We start from the raw sequence: 14,854 nt of genomic DNA, 5'->3' as shown, positions 1-14,854 counted from the left end.
CTACCGGCAGCGCGGCCCGGGACTCAGGGAATCCCTATGGGATGGGGCGTTCGCAGGCGCAGCCGCGACCCGCCGCTGTTCTACAGTGACGGGATGGCGCGGCTGGTCGTGGGAGTCGTGATCGCGGTCGTCGTCTTCACGATCTACGCGTTCGTCGACTGCGCCCTGACGGAGCGCTCCCGCGTCCGTGGCCTCCCCAAGGCGCTGTGGCTCCTCGTGGTGGTCGTGCTGCCGCTGATCGGCGGTCTGCTCTGGTTCCTGATCGGGCGCGGTCCGACCCGGCGGCGCTTCCTGCCGCCGGACGACGACCCGACGTTCCTCGGCGGCGGTCGGCGGAACTCGCCGTCCTCCGGCCACGCGCCCACCGTGGACGAGCTGGCTCTGCTCGAGCAGGAGCTCGCGAACCTCGACTCCGACGCGGACGACGACGGGGACGGCCGCAGCCGCTGAACCCGTGGCCGGAACCCTGTTCCCGGCCTACGCTGACCCTCGTGGCCAGGATCGAGCTCGTCGTCGCGCTCGTCGTCCTGGTGCTCGAGATCTACTCGATCGTCACCTGCATCCTCACGCCCGATGCGCAGGTGAAGGGCGTGCCGAAGCTCGTCTGGCTGCTCCTGATCGTGCTCATCCCGCTGCTCGGCAGCGTGCTCTGGCTCGGCGTCGGCCGTGACCGCGACCGCGGCGTGCCGCAGCGCGCCGCGGCCCCCGCGAAACCGGCCGTGGGTCCCTCCGGCTACTCGGCGATGACGTCGGAGGAGCGGATCCGGCGGATGGAGGAGGACCTGCGCCGCCTCGAGCGCGAGTCGGGCGAGGACGGCGTCGCGCCGCGTGACTGATCCGAGTCCGGCGGCCCGCGCCGCCGCTGCGCTGCTGGGCGCCCTCGTCGGGTCCGGCCTCACCGACGTCGTCGTGTCCCCCGGCTCCCGCTCGCAGGCGCTCGCGCTGGCCGCCGCCGCGCTCGAGGCCTCCGGCGCCGTTCGCCTGCACGTGCGCATCGACGAGCGGGTCGGCGCCTTCACCGCGGTCGGGCTCGGCATCGAGACGGGCCGCCCCGCCGCCGTGGTGGTCACCTCGGGCACGGCGGTCGCCGAGCTGCATCCGGCCGTGCTCGAGGCGCACCACGCCGGCGTGCCCCTGCTGCTGCTCACGGCCGACCGCCCCGCCGAGCTGCGCGGCACCGGCTCCAACCAGACGACCGTGCAACCCGGGATGTACGCCGCGGCCGTGCGGGCCGAGTGGGACGTGCCCGCGCCCGCCACGGACGACGACGTGACGGCGGCCGTCGGGATCGCGCACGCGGCATGGCGGGCCGCGGTCGACGGCCGTGGACCGGTGCACCTGAACCTCGCCTACCGGGAGCCGCTCTCCGGCGGCGGATCCGCGACGCCAGGCCCGGCCGCCCCGCTCTCGGAGACACGGCCCGAGGAGCCGCTCGTGCTCGACCCGGCGCCGCGCACCGTCGTGATCGCCGGCGACAGGGCGGGGGAGCGGGCCGAGGCGTTCGCCCACGCGCTCGGCGCCCCGCTGCTCGCCGAGGTGTCGAGCGGCGCACGGTTCGGGCCGAACCTCGTCGTCGCCTACCGGGAGCTGCTCGACGACCCGGACCTCGGCGCGCGGATCGAGCGGGCCGTCGTGTTCGGGCACCCGACCCTCAGCCGCCAGGTCCCGCGCCTGCTCGTCCGCGACGACCTCGACGTCGTGCTCGTCGGGCCGCCCGGGGGCGACTGGTTCGACCCGACCGGCGGCCGCGCGACCCGGACCGCTGCCGTCGCCGCCGGGGGCACGCACCCCGACCGGTCCTGGACCGGCCGCTGGGTGGCGGCGTCACGTGCGCTGACCGAGCAGACGGACGACCTGCCCTACGCCGGCGACCCGAGCGCGCCGGGCCCGAAGGAGCGCCGCGCGCACGCGCAGGGGGAGCTCGCGGCGGTCCGCGCCCCGATCACCCGCCGGTCGCTCGTCGACGCCGTCTGGCGTGCCACCTGGCCGCACGACCGCCTCGTGCTCGGCGCGAGCCGCCTCATCCGCGTGGCGGACGGCGCCGTGCCGGGCAAGCGGATCCGCGTGGTCGCCAACCGGGGCCTCGCGGGCATCGACGGCACGGTGAGCACGGCCCTCGGCATCGCCGCCGGCATCGACCCCGCCGCGCGAGCCGGCGTCGTGCGGGTGCTGCTCGGCGACCTGGCCCTCCTGCACGACGCCGGCGCGCTGCTGCGCACCCCCGACGAGCCGGCGCCGCGGGTGCAGGTGATCGTCGGCAACGACGGCGGGGGCACCCTCTTCGACTCCCTCGAGGTCGCGGGCACCGCGGATCCCGCCGCGTTCGACCGCGTGCTGCTCACGCCGCGCCCGGTCGACCTCGGCGCGCTCGCCGCCGCCTACGGCTGGGCCTACGAGCGCGTGACGACCCGCGGCGACCTGGAGAAGGCGCTCACGGCACCGCCACCGGGTCCGAGCCTGCTCGAGGTGCCCCTGCCCCGGTGAGCGGCGGCAGCCCGAGCGCCTCGAGCACGGGGGAGAACTTCCAGCCGGTCTCGGCGAGCTCGCTCTTCGCGTCCGATCCGGCGACGATGCCCGCTCCGGCATACGCCCGGACCCGCGTCGGTGCCTCCACCTGGGCGGAGCGCAGGCCGATGGCCCATTCGCCGTCGCCGGTCGCGCCGATCCAGCCGACAGGCCCGGCGTAGCGGCCCCGGTCGAAGGGCTCCAGCTCGTCGATCACCGCGAGAGCCGACTCCCGCGGCGCCCCGGCGACCGCGGCCGTCGGATGCAGTGCGGCGACGAGGTCGAGCGCGGTGCCGCCCGGCGCGAGGCGGGCCGTCGCATCCGTCGCGAGATGCCAGACGTTCGGCAGGCCGAGCGCGAACGGGCGGCCGAGGGTCAGCTCGGTGACCTCGCCGCCGAGCGTGAGCAGCAGGCTGTCCACGGCGAGCGCGTGCTCGAACCGGTTCTTCGGCGACCCGAGGAGGTCGGCGCGCGCCGCGGCGTCGGCGACCGGATCGTCGTTCCGCTGCGCGGTGCCGGCGAGCACGCGCGCGGTCACACGGCTGCCGTGCACGGTGGCGAGCGTCTCGGGGCTCGCGCCGAAGAAGCCGTCGACGGAGAACGTCCAGGCGTCGCGGTAGCGCTCCCGCAGCACCCGGAGCGCGGCCGCGACGTCGAAGCCGTCGCCCACCTCGAGCGCGAGGTCGCGGGCGAGCACCACCTTCTCGAGGCCGCCCGCCCGGATGCGCGCAACTGCCGCGGACACCGCCGCCTCGTACGCCCCGGTCGGGAACCGGTCGCCGGGGGCCGACGGCGGCAGCATGAGCGGCACGGGATCCGCGTCGCCGCCCTCGACGTCGGTGCGGAACGCGACCCCGTCGCGCCGGCCCACGATGCGGCGGGGGACGAGCAGGCCGCTCGGCACCTCGGACGCGTCGGCGAACGCGAAGGCGCCGAGGGCGATCAGCCCCGTGCCGGGGAGCGCGATCGGATCGTCGACGACGCTCGCCTGCACCAGCGACCGCCAGGCATCCGCGGCCGCACCGATCCGCCGGGGGCCGGAGGTCGTGATCCGGGAGGCGAGACCGAACGCGAGCAGGCGGTCGTCGCCCCTCGCCCAGACGGCGACGGGGGCGCCGAGCTCGGCGCCGGCTTCGTCGTCGGCGCGGCCGAGATCGGCGATCGCCCTGGTCGCGACGGAGAATCCGCCCGCGGCCCGATCCTTCACCTGCACAGAGTACGCGCGCCCCCTCGAAGTAGACTCGCAGGGTGTCCTCGGCCGACCTCACCAAGAAGCCAGCCGACGTGGCGGCGATGTTCGACCGGGTGTCCCGCCGGTACGACAGAACGAACGCCGTGCTGTCGGGCGGCAACGCCGCGCTGTGGCGGATCGCCACGGTGCGCGCCGTCGCGCCGCGGCCGGGTGAGCGCATCCTCGACCTCGCGGCCGGCACGGGCACCTCCAGCGAGGCTCTCGCGCGCTCCGGTGCCCGGGTGGTCGCCGCCGACTTCTCCAAGGGCATGCTCGCGGTCGGGCGCGCGCGTCACCAGGACGAGTCGCGCGTCGAGTTCGTGTTCGCGGACGCCCTCGCGCTGCCCTTCGGCGACGACGAGTTCGACGCCGTCACGATCTCCTTCGGCCTGCGCAACGTCGCGGATCCGCATCGCGCGCTCGCGGAGCTCTACCGGGTCGCGAAGCCGGGCGCCCGCATCGTGATCTGCGAGTTCTCGAAGCCGCCGCTCGCGCCGCTGCGGGCCGCGTACTTCGCCTACCTCGAGCACGCGATGCCGACGATCTCCAAGATCGCGAGCTCGAACGCGCCCGCCTACGACTACCTCGGGGACTCGATCAAGGCCTGGGCCGACCAGACCACGCTCGCGGCCTGGATGCGCGAGGCCGGCTTCAAGCAGGTGCGCTACCGCAACCTCACCGGCGGCATCGTGGCCCTGCATCGCGGGGTGAAGCCCGCGGCCGGAGTCTGGGCGAGCGAGTGAGCTCCCGCACCCCGGTCGCCCGCCGGAGCAAGTCCCTCTCCGCCCAGATCGGGCTCACCGAGCGCCTCTTCGTGTCCGCCGGGGAGCGCGCTCTCGCCGCGCGCATCGAGGACGGCCTCGAGGAGGTCGAGCAGGGGCTGCTGCAGCGCGTCAGCTTCGACGACTCGTTCGCCGACGTCACCTCGCGCTACCTGCTCGCGGCCGGCGGCAAGCGGGTGCGCCCGCTGCTCACGCTGCTCACCGCGCAGCTCGGCGAGGGGATCACGACCGAGGTGCTGCTCGCCGCGGAGGCGGTGGAGATCACCCATCTCGCCTCCCTGTACCACGACGACGTCATGGACGAGGCGGAGCAGCGGCGCGGGGTGCCGAGCGCGCAGACCGTGTGGGGCAACTCGGTGGCCATCCTCACGGGTGACCTGCTCTTCGCCCGGGCGAGCAAGCTCATCGCCTCGATCGACGGATCGTCCGCGGTGTCGCAGACGGAGACGTTCGAGCGGCTCGTGCTCGGCCAGCTGCACGAGACCATCGGCCCCCAGCGCGGCGAGGACCCCGTCGAGCACTACCTGCAGGTGCTCCGCGACAAGACCGGGTCCCTGATCGCCGCCGCGGCCGAGTGGGGTGCGATGTTCTCGCACGCGCCCGAGGAGTACCGGCAGCCGCTCGCGCAGTTCGGCGAGCGGATCGGGGTGGCCTTCCAGCTCGTCGACGACGTGATCGACCTCGCGCCGCAGGAGGCGCACACCGGCAAGATCGCGGGGACCGACCTGCGCGCGGGCGTCCCGACCCTGCCGCTGCTCTACCTGCGCCGCCGCGCCCTCACCGAGCCCGCTGACGAGGCGCTCCTGCTGCGCATCGACCAGGGCGTCGACGGCGCCGACGACCGCGTGCTCGAGTCGGCGATCGCCGACCTGCGAACGCACGACGTGACGGCCGAGACCACCGCCGAGGCGCACCGCTGGGCGGCCGACGCCGTCGGTGCGCTCGACGCCCTGCCCGAGGGGGCGGTCAAGCGGGCGCTCGTGCGCTTCGCCGACCTGCTCGTCGACCGCTCCAGCTGAGGGCCGCGGCCGCACCCCATCCGCTCCCGCCGCCGTTTCGAAAGGACTCCTGTGACCACGCTGCGCCTCGCCATCGTCGGAGCGGGACCGGCCGGCATCTACGCCGCCGACATCGCCAAGAAGGCCGACCGGGGCTTCGACGTGTCGATCGACCTCTTCGAGCGGCTGCCTGCGCCGTACGGCCTGGTCCGCTACGGCGTCGCGCCCGACCATCCGCGCATCAAGGGCATCATCGGCGCGCTGCGCGAGGTGCTCGACGGTGGCGCGGTGCGGCTGTTCGGCAACGTCGACTTCGGCACGGACATCACGCTCGACGACCTCCGCAAGCACTACCACGCGGTGATCTTCTCGACCGGCGCCATCCGCGACGCCGACCTCGCCATCCCCGGCATCGACCTGCCCGGCTCCTACGGGGCCGCGGACTTCGTCAGCTGGTACGACGGGCACCCCGACGTGCCGCGCGAGTGGCCGCTCGACGCCCGCGAGGTCGCGGTGATCGGCAACGGCAACGTGGCGCTCGACGTCGCGCGGATGCTCGCGAAGCACGTCGCGGACCTGATGCCCACCGAGGTGCCGCCGAACGTCGTCGCGGGGCTCGCCGCATCCCCGGTGACGGATGTGCACGTGCTCGGCCGGCGCGGGCCGGCGAACGTGAAGTTCACGCCGCTCGAGCTCCGCGAGCTCGGTGAGGTGCCCGACGTCGACATGGTCCTGCACGACGAGGACTTCGACTACGACGAGGCCGCGAAGCGCGCGATCGCGACGAACAAGCAGGTGCTCGTCATGGACCGCATCCTGCAGGGCTGGCGCAAGCGCGAGCCCGGCACCGCGAGCCGGCGGCTGCACTTCCACTGGTGGGCGCGGCCGGTCGAGATCCTCGGCACCGACCACGTGACCGGCATCCGGTGGGAGCGCACCGAGCCCGACGGGATGGGCGGCGCGCGCGGCACCGGCGAGTTCCGCACGCAGGAGGTGCAGGCGGTCTACCGCGCGGTCGGCTACTTCGGCTCGCCGCTGGCCGGCCTGCCGTTCGACGAGCGGCACGGCGTCATCCCGAACCACGAGGGCCAGGTGCTCGGCGACGACGGCGCGCTCGTGCCGGGCGTCTACGCCACCGGCTGGATCAAGCGCGGCCCGGTCGGCCTGATCGGGCACACCAAGTCGGACGCGATGGAGACCGTCGACCACGTGCTCCGCGACGGCAGCATGTGGTGGTCGCCGGAGCACCCCGACGAGGCGTCCGTCGTCGAGCTGCTCGAGTCGCGTGGGGTCCGCTACACGACGATCGAGGGCTGGCACCTGCTGGACGCGCACGAGCAGTCCCTCGGCGTGCCGGAGGGCCGCGCTCGCGTCAAGGTCGTGGCGCGCGACGAGATGCTCGCCGCGTCACTGGGCGCATCCGCCCGCTGACGCGCTCTGCTCGCTGACGACCCGCGATCCGGGCGCTTTCGCCCGATCCGGCCGCGCGTGCCCGCCCGGATGGGCCGATATCGCCCGCCGGGAGCGCGTGTTCCTTGTGAGTTGCCACTTTCCGCCCCTCTGAACCGTTTCAGACGGGCGAGAAGTGGCAACTCAGGAGCGGGACTGAGCGCCTCGGACGCGACAGGCGCTCAGATCGCGACGGTGTCGTTCGTGTCCGCCACCTCGCGGTCGCGGTCGTAGATCCAGCCGGTGGTCGCGTCGCCGCCGGTGAGGACCCAGCGGCCCGGGAAGTCGACGTGGGGGTTCTCGAGGATCCGGGGCGCGTCCTGAATGCCCTCCGCGACATCGATGTCGTGGACCTCGAGCTCGTCGTTCAGCGTGTCGGTGTGGAACGCGACGCGGATGCTGCGTGATGCCATGGTCGGACCGTACAAGCGACCGCGCCGCCGCGGAGCGGATGCACAGCCCGTGCTCAGATCGCCTCAGCCCGCGGGCAGCCGACGGAGCGCGTGGCGGAGCAGGTCCGCCAGCGTCTCCGGGAAGACGCGCGCGTCGGTCGCCTCGATCTCGGGGAGCGTCCACCAGCGCATCCGGACCGTCGACCGGTGCTCGAGGTCCGTCAGCGCCGCTCCCGCCGGCTCGAAGTTCGGCGTGCGGGCGCAGAAGAAGTCCTCGGTCTGCTCGACGACGTCGCCGTCGAAGGGGAAGACCGTCGTCCGATGCCACAGCGGGCCGGTGACGCCCTCGAGCACGAGGCCCGTCTCCTCCCACACCTCCCGGATCGCGGCCTGCTCGGGGTCCTCGCCCGCGTCGCGCCCGCCGCCGGGGGTGATCCACCAGGTGCCGAGCTCGGTGGCGGCGGGGTCGAAGCCCTCGATGAGCAGCACGCGGTCCGCCTCGTCGACGAGCAGCACCCGCGCCGCCTCGCGCACCAGCCGCTCGCCGGTCATTCCCCCTCCTCGAGGAAGGCGATCGCCCGCTCCCGGAACTCGCGGGAGGTCGGCGCGTTGAAGTGGTCCCGGCCGGGGATCGGGAAGAACGCGCTGCCCGGCGTCGCCTCCGCGAGCCGCTTCGACGCCACGAGGATGCGATCCTCGGTGCCGGTCGCGAAGAGCACGGGCACCCGCGGCGGGTTCGCCGGGTCGGGCTGCACGCCTCCGCGCATCCCCTCGACGAGCGAGATCAGCGCCGACAGGTCGTTGCCCGGGACGCCGGCCGCCATCGTGAGGTACGCCTCGGTGAGCCGGTCGCCGATGGGGGTGCCGTCGGCGACGAAGGCGCGGGCCGCATCGACGCGGAAGCGGGTGAGCGGGTCGCCGTCGGGGATGCCGCCGAGCACCGCCCGCTCGACGAGGTGCGGCGCCTCGAGGGCCGTGTGCCAGCCGACGCGGGCGCCCAGGGAGTAGCCGACGAAGGCGACGTCGTCGGCGAGGTAGGTGTCGAGCACGGCCTGCGCGTCCGCGACGAGGATCGCCATCGAGTAGGCGTCGGGCTCGTGCGGCTTGCCGCTCGAGCCGTGGCCGCGCTGGTCGAAGGAGAGCACCCGGCGCCCCGCGCGCTCGAGCTCGCGCACCCAGCCGGTCGCGTACCAGTTCGCGGATGCGGACGACGCGAAGCCGTGCACCGCGAGCACCGTGCGCCCCTCGGGGTCGCCGCTGTCGTAGGTCGCGAGCCGCACGCCGTCGGGGGCGACGACGAACCGGGGCTCGGGCGCACGGGCGACGGCGACCATCGGCACTCCTTCGGCAGGCGGGCTCCCAGCCTGCCGCATCCGTTACTGGAGGCCGGCGGTGAGCCGCGCGACGTTGTCGAGCACGGCCGAGCGGACCGGGCGCTGCTGCCACTCCTCGAGCGTGAGGCGGCGACTCGCCCTGCGGTACCCCTCCTGGATCTGGCGCAGGTCGTTCACGAACTGCCTGCCCCGGACCATCATCGACACCTCGAGGTTCAGCGAGAACGAGCGCATGTCGAGGTTGCTCGAACCGACCACCGCCACGTCGTCGTCGATCGTGAAGTGCTTCGCGTGCAGGATCGTCGGCTTCGCGTAGAGCCAGACGACGACGCCGGCCTTCAGCAGCTCCTCGTAGTAGGAGCGCTGCGCGTGGAAGACCATCGCCTGGTCGCCGATCTCGGAGACGAACAGCTCGATCTCCACGCCGCGCTGGGCCGCGGTGGTGACGGCGTAGAGCATCGAGTCGTCCGGGACGAAGTACGGGCTGGTCAGCACGATGCGGTGCTGGGCGGCGTAGATGAGTGCGTTGAACAGCCGGAGGTTGTTCTCGCCCTCGAAGCCGGGACCGCTCGGCACGAGCTGGCAGTCGAGGTGCTCCTCGCCCACGGCCTCGACCGACTGGCGGCCCTCGCGAGCGAGCAGCTCATCCGTCTCCGCGTACCAGTCGCTCAGGAAGATGGCGTTCAGGGCGGCGACGGTCGGTCCCTCGAGGCGGACCATCAGGTCCTTCCACTTGAGGCCCCGGCGCCGGTTCGTCCACCGGTCGTAGCTGCGGTCGATCATGTTCTGCGAGCCCATGAAGCCGATGCGGCCGTCGACGACGAGCACCTTGCGGTGGTTGCGGAGGTCGGGCCGCTGGTAGCGGCCGCGGAACGGCTGCACCGGCAGCATCAGGTGCCACTGGGCGCCCATCCGTGTGAGCCGCCGCTTCGTGGCCCGATAGCCGCGCACCCGAAGCGAGGCGATGTGGTCCATCAGCACCCGCACGGTGACGCCGCGCTGCACGGCGCGATCGAGCGCCGCGAAGAACGGGGCCGTCGTCGCGTCCTCGGACAGGATGTAGAACTCGAGGTGCACGAAGTGCTCCGCGGTGTCGACGGCCGCGGTCATCTCGGCGATCGAGCGGTCGTACTCGCCGAACAGCCGGGCCGTGTTCCCGCCGAGCAGCGGCATGGCGCCGAGGCTGCGGTTCAGCTCCGCGAGCGAGGCGAACCAGGCCGGCCACAGGTGGTCCGGGGTCGCCTGGTCGATGCCCTCGGTCGCGTTCATGATGTAGCGGTTGATCGTCAGCTGCTTCTCGCGGCGCCGCTTCGGCAGCTTCGTGCTGCCGAACAGCAGGAACACGAGCACGCCCAGGTACGGCACGAAGAAGATCGTGAGCAGCCACGCCATCGCGGTCGCGGGACGCCGGTTCTTCGGCACGAAGACGACCGCCAGCACGCGGATCGTGAGATCCAGGACGAACAGGCCGATCGTGATCGCCAGGGAGAGGCTGGCGGGCATGGCCGGAGTCTACGGATCGGCACCTGGCCGCCTCTCGCCCTAGAACGGGGCTGGCGACCGCGGTGCTCGACGCGAACCCGGATGCGTCAGCGGAAGTTGATGAACTGCAGGTCGAGGTCCAGGTCGGCGTTCTTGAGCAGCGCGATTGTGGCCTGGAGGTCGTCGCGGCTCTTCGACTGCACCCGCAGCTCGTCGCCCTGGATCTGGCTCTTCACCGTCTTCGGCGCCTCGTCGCGGATGAGCTTGCTGATCTTCTTCGCGTGCTCGCTGTCGATCCCGTTCTTCAGCTTCGCCTCGATGCGGTACTCCTTGCCGCTCGCGAACGGCTCGCCGGCGTCGAGGCTCTTCAGCGAGATGCCGCGCTTGATCAGCTTCGACTGCACCACGTCGAGCACCGCGCGGACGCGCTCCTCGCTCGAGGCCTTCAGCGTGATCGTCTCGCCCTTGAAGTCGATCTGCGCGCCGACGCCCTTGAAGTCGTACCGCTGGTCGACCTCTTTGCGCGCCTGGTTGAGGGCGTTCTCGGCCTCCATGGTGTCGACCTTGCTGACCACGTCGAAGGAGGAATCGGCCATGCGCAGCAGTGTAGGTCGGCCTCCGCCGATCGTCCCGAGCACCGCAGCGACCGGCGAGCAGCCTGCGGCGTGCTCGCCGGTCCGTAGGGCGCTCGCCGCCGGCGCGACACCGAGACTTCATCGTGATTTCGCGGGGCCCGTCCGCCCCGGTACTCTTGATCCGCGCCTCCGGCCAGCCTGCAACAGGCTGGCCGGAGCAGCCAGGCGGGTTACCCAAGCGGCCAAAGGGATCTGACTGTAAATCAGCCGTCTTCGACTTCGGGGGTTCGAATCCCTCACCCGCCACGCCGCATGATCCCGGGCTTCAGCCCGATCCAGACGCCCTCCTCGGAGACGGGGAGGGCGTTGGTGTGTACGCGGTGTGTACAGTTCGCGAGCGCGGCGGCAGGACAGCTTCGCCGGCCTCGGCCGCGTTGAGGTTGGCGGCGCCGAGCAGGTGCGAGTAGAGGTCGCTGGTGATGGCGAGTGTCGAGTGGCCCAACCGCTTGCTCACGATGGCCAGGTCAACGCCTCCCGCGAGCATCAGGGACGCGTGCTGATGGCGGAGTCCGTGCACGCTCATCTTCGGCACCCCAGCCCGCTGTACGAGGATCTCGAACATCCGCGAGATGTCGTTGGGCTTCAGTGCGCGGCCGTCCTCCATCGTGAACACGTACCCGCTGTCCTTGTACTGCTTCTCCCAGAGCCGGCGCTCGTCGTCCTGCCGAGCGCGCCACGCGATCAGCGCGGCAAAGGCTTCGCCCCCGAGGGCGACGACGCGATCCTGCCCGGCGTCCGTCTTCACGGGTCCTTCGATGACCGACGAGCCGAACTGCACGCGCTGCTCCCGGACGCGGAGCAGTCGCCTCGGAAGGTCCACGTCGGTCCATCGAAGCCCGGCGAGCTCGCCCCGCCGCAGTCCGGTGAACACGGCGAGCTCGTATGCAGGGGATGCGGGGAGTACCAGCAGGGAATCGAAGCGTTGGCGGCAGGAAGATGTGCGGCTGATGCGGATGGTGCGTGGGGACGATTCCAGTGTCTGGGTGATGAGCTGGGATGAGCAGATGCTCGAGTGGTTCAGCATCGTGCGGCAACTGGCGCAGCCTGGCCGCCCGTGCCGGCGGAGGACGCCAGCGTCGAGAGCCTGGTCCCGCGCACCGGTTGAAGCAGTTGGGCTGCGATGCCCGGTTGCCAGGAAGGTCGGCCATAGCCGGTGCGTCGCTCCGAGTCGCGTCGCGACGCGACCCTCCGGGGAACGCATGAGGGGGCGGTGACCGTCGAGTCCGGCGCACATCTGCTTGCATCGGGGCTGATCGTCGGCGCGACCCTGATCCTGACGGGGGAGGCCCAGGGCAGGGTGCATGTGGCCGACGGAGGACGTGCCGGGATCGTCGGCCGCGTCGAGGGTGCTGTGGAGGCGACGGCCGCGGCGGATGTGCGCGTCGCGGGTGAGGTCGACGGGCCCTGCGAAAGGTGACAGCAGGGGGCGCGCCCTTCGCCTGAGCCCGTTGGCAAGAGCCGGGCATCGACGAGGAAGCAAGAGGAGCGCTCTGAAACCAGGGGTGGGCACTCCACGTTCTCTTCCATCCCCCCTCTGTACCCGCTACCGTCCGCTGAGAACCCGAGCAATGACCGCCTTGGGTCCGCACATCAGGCAAGGGAGCATGATGGTTCTTCGACTGCGCAGAACGTTCCTCGCAGTCAGCCTCACAGCTGGGCTGGTTTCAGTTCCGCTCGCCGCTCAGGCGGCCGGTAGTCCGACTGGAGCGAACGCATCCGCTTCGGGAGCGACCGACCTCAGCGGCGTGTTATTGGACGACACCAGCGGCGGCCAGCTCTCGGGTGCAAAAGCGCAGTCGGTTGCCACTGAGGAGAAAGCGATAGCGGCGGAGGATGCGGCAACCGCTAGTTCGGTCATGCCGGCCACGGTCAGTTACACGTCGCTGTCGATCACCTTGCAGATGCAGCAGAAGAGCGAGTGGTGCGTGCCTGCGAGCAGTCGAGCGACGTTGTCCGCGTTTCTCTCGGCTCCGCCCTCGCAAACGTCTCTGGCCAAAGCTGAGGGGACGAGTGACACAAGGGGTACGTATGTGAGCCTGATCCCGCCTGTACTGAACGCCTATCAATCCAAGAACGTGTATACGTGGTACAAGGGGACGCAGAGCGCGAAGGACCTCTTCGGTCTCCTGCGCGCGAATGTGAAGTCCTACAGATCGCCCATCATTCCCGCTATGCAAGCTGGCGACCTGCCGCTGTGGCAGGAGTATGGGTACACGGGGAACCATGCCATCGCCCTCTATGGCTACGGCAGCGACAACTCCAGCATCCAGTATGCCGACCCCATCGATCAGTCCGCCATGTACGGCAAGCACTCGACGAACGTGTCGCATATCTACCAGGGCACCAAGGACTTAGGTACTCAGGGCGGGATCGTCCTCTGAGGTCTCCCATAGGTCGAACGCGGGTTGGCCTCTTCGCCGCACTGGTGACGGCGGTGGTGCTGCTGCTCGTCGGATGCGCCTCGGGGAGCGAGCACGGCGGACCGGCCCGCGGGCTCACAACGCTGACGCTCAGGTCGGCCGGGAGCAAGGACCTCCCGCGGGAGCTTCAGGGGGCTGGCTTCCAGGGCGGGTTCTTCGTCCCCGCCGGGTGGTACGTCAGCGGCTACGGCGCCGCGGGCGACGCCGGCTTGCTCGCGGTCACGGTACGACGATCCCCGGGTATCGGTGCGGGCGGCAATGAGTCCGTAGCGATCGACCGGCGGACGGGGAGGGCGGTCTTCTACCCGCAGGTGAACGCCGATTGGTATTCGGGTAACGCGATCGCCGCACGAGGGTGGCTTGTCCATGAGGAGCGGCAGCAACTCGATGCCTCGAAGTGCGCTGGGGGAGCCGCCGATGACTGCTTCTCGTGGCGGCTCTACGCCGCGCGCATCGGAAACGACTCTGAACACCTTCTTGCCTCGTCCAGGAAACCCGGCAGTCAAGAAGGGAGCCCGATTCCTCACCTCGCCGGTAATCGCATCGTCTGGTTGCAGAGCTCAGCAGGGCGGCCGGGCTTCGACCTTGACTCCTGGACCCCGGGTAGCCGGGCGCCACTTCAACTCATGCACACCACGTCGTTTGCGCAGGTGAGCTCGGACGATGGCACGCTTCTCCTGTCTGCGCCGCAGCACTCCGGCCCGAACCAGGAATGGAGGGTACAGGCGGTAGGGCCGAATCCGAGCGACAACGGCGCCTACAACGGTCGGCTTCCCGCAGCCATCCACGACGGAGTCATCACCTACTTGCCATACCACGCCGACAGTGACAGTGCTTGGCAAGTCGCTCATCTTCGCCCTACCGCGGACGCAACCGCCGCCACGGCCTCCGCTACTCAAGCGCGAGGTTCAGACGCGATCGACGCAGAATACGTCACCAATCGATACGCATTCGTGGCCTCGGACGAGTCCGTTGCCGTACTCGAGCCGGCTTCGCACCGGCTGGTCGCATCGATTCCTGTCGGCAGCTCGCTCTCCCTACCGCGCGCCGCGGGATCGAGCCTGACGCTGGTACACCAATCAGACGGTGGTGAAGCAGTGATCGCGTGGCGCTCGTTCCCTCCGGGCTGATCAATCCGGAGCTTTGTGCTCGCACCGTGAAATGTTCGGCCGGGCGGCTCGGTTCCTTTGCTGGCGGCTCGATTCGACGTGGGGCGGTGTCGCCCGAATCCGCGACCGGAGGTCCGCAGTCGCTCCTGGTGAGCAGCCCCCCGGCCTGGCGCCGATGACTGTTCACGACCTCCGTCACACCGCTGCCTCGCTCGCCGTGGCGGCGCAAGCGAACCTCAAGGCCGTGCAGCACATGCTCGGACACGCCTCGGCTGCCATGACGCTCGACATCTGTTCGGACCTGTTCGACGATGACCTGGACGGGGTCGCGACTGCTGCCGAGCAGGTGCGGCGGCGTCGTGACGCGGAACGGTCGCGTGCTCGCGCTGCCCGGTTCACCGTCCGGCTGCAGCGGCTCGAGCAGCGGTGGGCGGCGTTGGCTGTCCGGCAGCAGCGGGAGGCGGAGCGGCGGCTGCGGACCGAGATCCACCCGGCCGGGATATCCCTCGAGCGCGCG

At 71.4% G+C, this 14,854-nt stretch carries 16 protein-coding genes, 1 tRNA gene and 1 pseudogene; 11 read left to right on the top strand and 7 right to left on the bottom strand.

Going from position 1 to position 14,854, the window contains the following annotated elements; all coding sequences use genetic code 11:
- Positions 1-93 precede the first annotated feature (93 nt).
- From VIG76_RS07485 to menD, 3 genes are read left to right on the top strand one after another with little or no spacing between them, the layout of a single operon-like run.
- Positions 94-450 carry a PLDc N-terminal domain-containing protein gene (locus VIG76_RS07485; protein WP_331952696.1) on the top strand — a complete coding sequence of 119 codons (357 nt, stop codon included), beginning with the start codon at positions 94-96 and terminating at the stop codon, positions 448-450.
- Positions 451-491: 41 nt separating this feature from the next.
- Positions 492-836 (top strand): PLDc N-terminal domain-containing protein, encoded by a 345-nt coding sequence (locus VIG76_RS07480; RefSeq protein WP_331952694.1) that lies wholly within the window; start codon positions 492-494, stop codon positions 834-836.
- Entirely contained in the window at positions 829-2,484 is a 1,656-nt protein-coding gene (menD, locus tag VIG76_RS07475) for a 2-succinyl-5-enolpyruvyl-6-hydroxy-3-cyclohexene-1-carboxylic-acid synthase (RefSeq protein WP_331952692.1), read from the top strand. Before VIG76_RS07480 ends, menD begins: the two co-directional genes overlap by 8 nt.
- Here the strand turns inward: menD and VIG76_RS07470 are convergent.
- Entirely contained in the window at positions 2,432-3,712 is a 1,281-nt protein-coding gene (locus tag VIG76_RS07470; protein ID WP_331952690.1) for an isochorismate synthase, read from the bottom strand. The two genes, menD and VIG76_RS07470, sit on opposite strands and share 53 nt — an antisense overlap.
- Positions 3,713-3,753: 41 nt before the next feature.
- Between VIG76_RS07470 and VIG76_RS07465 the strand changes: the two genes are divergently transcribed.
- From VIG76_RS07465 to VIG76_RS07455, 3 genes are read left to right on the top strand one after another with little or no spacing between them, the layout of a single operon-like run.
- A complete protein-coding gene (locus VIG76_RS07465) occupies positions 3,754-4,479 on the top strand; it encodes a demethylmenaquinone methyltransferase (RefSeq protein WP_331952688.1) in 726 nt (241 codons plus the stop codon).
- Positions 4,476-5,537: a polyprenyl synthetase family protein gene (locus VIG76_RS07460; protein WP_331952686.1), complete on the top strand. Its 1,062-nt coding sequence runs from the start codon at positions 4,476-4,478 to the stop codon at positions 5,535-5,537. The genes VIG76_RS07465 and VIG76_RS07460 overlap by 4 nt, the downstream gene beginning before the upstream one ends.
- Positions 5,538-5,588: 51 nt before the next feature.
- A complete protein-coding gene (locus tag VIG76_RS07455; RefSeq protein WP_331952684.1) occupies positions 5,589-6,947 on the top strand; it encodes an FAD-dependent oxidoreductase in 1,359 nt (452 codons plus the stop codon).
- A 200-nt stretch (positions 6,948-7,147) separates the two neighbouring features.
- Here VIG76_RS07455 and VIG76_RS07450 read toward each other — a convergent pair whose 3' ends face one another.
- The 5 genes from VIG76_RS07450 to VIG76_RS07430 all read right to left on the bottom strand — a co-directional run bounded on the left by VIG76_RS07450 (position 7,148) and on the right by VIG76_RS07430 (position 10,769).
- Complete coding sequence (locus VIG76_RS07450) at positions 7,148-7,378, bottom strand: hypothetical protein (RefSeq protein WP_331952682.1); 231 nt, start codon at positions 7,376-7,378, stop codon at positions 7,148-7,150.
- A 63-nt stretch (positions 7,379-7,441) separates the two neighbouring features.
- The gene (locus VIG76_RS07445; protein WP_331952680.1) at positions 7,442-7,909 is read right to left on the bottom strand and encodes an NUDIX hydrolase; all 468 of its coding nucleotides are present in this window, start codon (positions 7,907-7,909) and stop codon (positions 7,442-7,444) included.
- A complete protein-coding gene (locus VIG76_RS07440; protein WP_331952678.1) occupies positions 7,906-8,691 on the bottom strand; it encodes an alpha/beta fold hydrolase in 786 nt (261 codons plus the stop codon). Before VIG76_RS07440 ends, VIG76_RS07445 begins: the two co-directional genes overlap by 4 nt.
- Positions 8,692-8,733: 42 nt before the next feature.
- Positions 8,734-10,194, bottom strand: coding sequence for a cardiolipin synthase (gene cls / locus VIG76_RS07435; protein WP_331952676.1), 1,461 nt, complete (start codon positions 10,192-10,194; stop codon positions 8,734-8,736).
- An 86-nt stretch (positions 10,195-10,280) separates the two neighbouring features.
- Positions 10,281-10,769 carry a YajQ family cyclic di-GMP-binding protein gene (locus VIG76_RS07430; protein ID WP_331952674.1) on the bottom strand — a complete coding sequence of 163 codons (489 nt, stop codon included), beginning with the start codon at positions 10,767-10,769 and terminating at the stop codon, positions 10,281-10,283.
- A gap of 203 nt (positions 10,770-10,972) precedes the next feature.
- Between VIG76_RS07430 and VIG76_RS07425 the strand changes: the two genes are divergently transcribed.
- Positions 10,973-11,054, top strand: a tRNA-Tyr gene (locus VIG76_RS07425).
- A 19-nt stretch (positions 11,055-11,073) separates the two neighbouring features.
- Here VIG76_RS07425 and VIG76_RS07420 read toward each other — a convergent pair.
- Complete coding sequence (locus VIG76_RS07420) at positions 11,074-11,832, bottom strand: tyrosine-type recombinase/integrase (RefSeq protein WP_331952672.1); 759 nt, start codon at positions 11,830-11,832, stop codon at positions 11,074-11,076.
- Positions 11,833-12,018: 186 nt separating this feature from the next.
- Here VIG76_RS07420 and VIG76_RS07415 point away from each other — a divergent pair, with 186 nt between their 5' ends.
- From VIG76_RS07415 to VIG76_RS15240, 4 genes and pseudogenes are all read left to right on the top strand, one after another.
- Positions 12,019-12,225: a hypothetical protein gene (locus tag VIG76_RS07415; protein ID WP_331952670.1), complete on the top strand. Its 207-nt coding sequence runs from the start codon at positions 12,019-12,021 to the stop codon at positions 12,223-12,225.
- A 151-nt stretch (positions 12,226-12,376) separates the two neighbouring features.
- A complete protein-coding gene (locus VIG76_RS07410; protein ID WP_331952668.1) occupies positions 12,377-13,189 on the top strand; it encodes a C39 family peptidase in 813 nt (270 codons plus the stop codon).
- 53 nt (positions 13,190-13,242) lie between these two features.
- Complete coding sequence (locus tag VIG76_RS07405; RefSeq protein ID WP_331952666.1) at positions 13,243-14,358, top strand: hypothetical protein; 1,116 nt, start codon at positions 13,243-13,245, stop codon at positions 14,356-14,358.
- 157 nt (positions 14,359-14,515) lie between these two features.
- Positions 14,516-14,683, top strand: a pseudogene (locus VIG76_RS15240) (tyrosine-type recombinase/integrase); the annotation flags it as partial.
- Positions 14,684-14,854: the final 171 nt, after the last annotated feature.

The sequence above is a fragment of the Amnibacterium sp. genome, from assembly GCF_036559085.1.
Lineage (GTDB): Bacteria > Actinomycetota > Actinomycetes > Actinomycetales > Microbacteriaceae > Amnibacterium.
Note: the sequence above shows the minus strand (reverse complement) of the source record. Positions and strands in the feature narration are given on the sequence as shown.

Bases quoted from the DNA above. Each gene is read 5' to 3' on its own strand.
- VIG76_RS07420 (WP_331952672.1), bottom strand. From the start codon at position 11,832: ATGCTGAACCACTCGAGCATCTGCTCATCCCAGCTCATCACCCAGACA.
- cls (WP_331952676.1), bottom strand. From the start codon at position 10,194: ATGCCCGCCAGCCTCTCCCTGGCGATCACGATCGGCCTGTTCGTCCTG.
- VIG76_RS07485 (WP_331952696.1), top strand. From the start codon at position 94: ATGGCGCGGCTGGTCGTGGGAGTCGTGATCGCGGTCGTCGTCTTCACG.
- VIG76_RS07430 (WP_331952674.1), bottom strand. From the start codon at position 10,769: ATGGCCGATTCCTCCTTCGACGTGGTCAGCAAGGTCGACACCATGGAG.
- VIG76_RS07440 (WP_331952678.1), bottom strand. From the start codon at position 8,691: ATGGTCGCCGTCGCCCGTGCGCCCGAGCCCCGGTTCGTCGTCGCCCCC.
- VIG76_RS07450 (WP_331952682.1), bottom strand. From the start codon at position 7,378: ATGGCATCACGCAGCATCCGCGTCGCGTTCCACACCGACACGCTGAAC.
- VIG76_RS07410 (WP_331952668.1), top strand. From the start codon at position 12,377: ATGACCGCCTTGGGTCCGCACATCAGGCAAGGGAGCATGATGGTTCTT.
- VIG76_RS07445 (WP_331952680.1), bottom strand. From the start codon at position 7,909: ATGACCGGCGAGCGGCTGGTGCGCGAGGCGGCGCGGGTGCTGCTCGTC.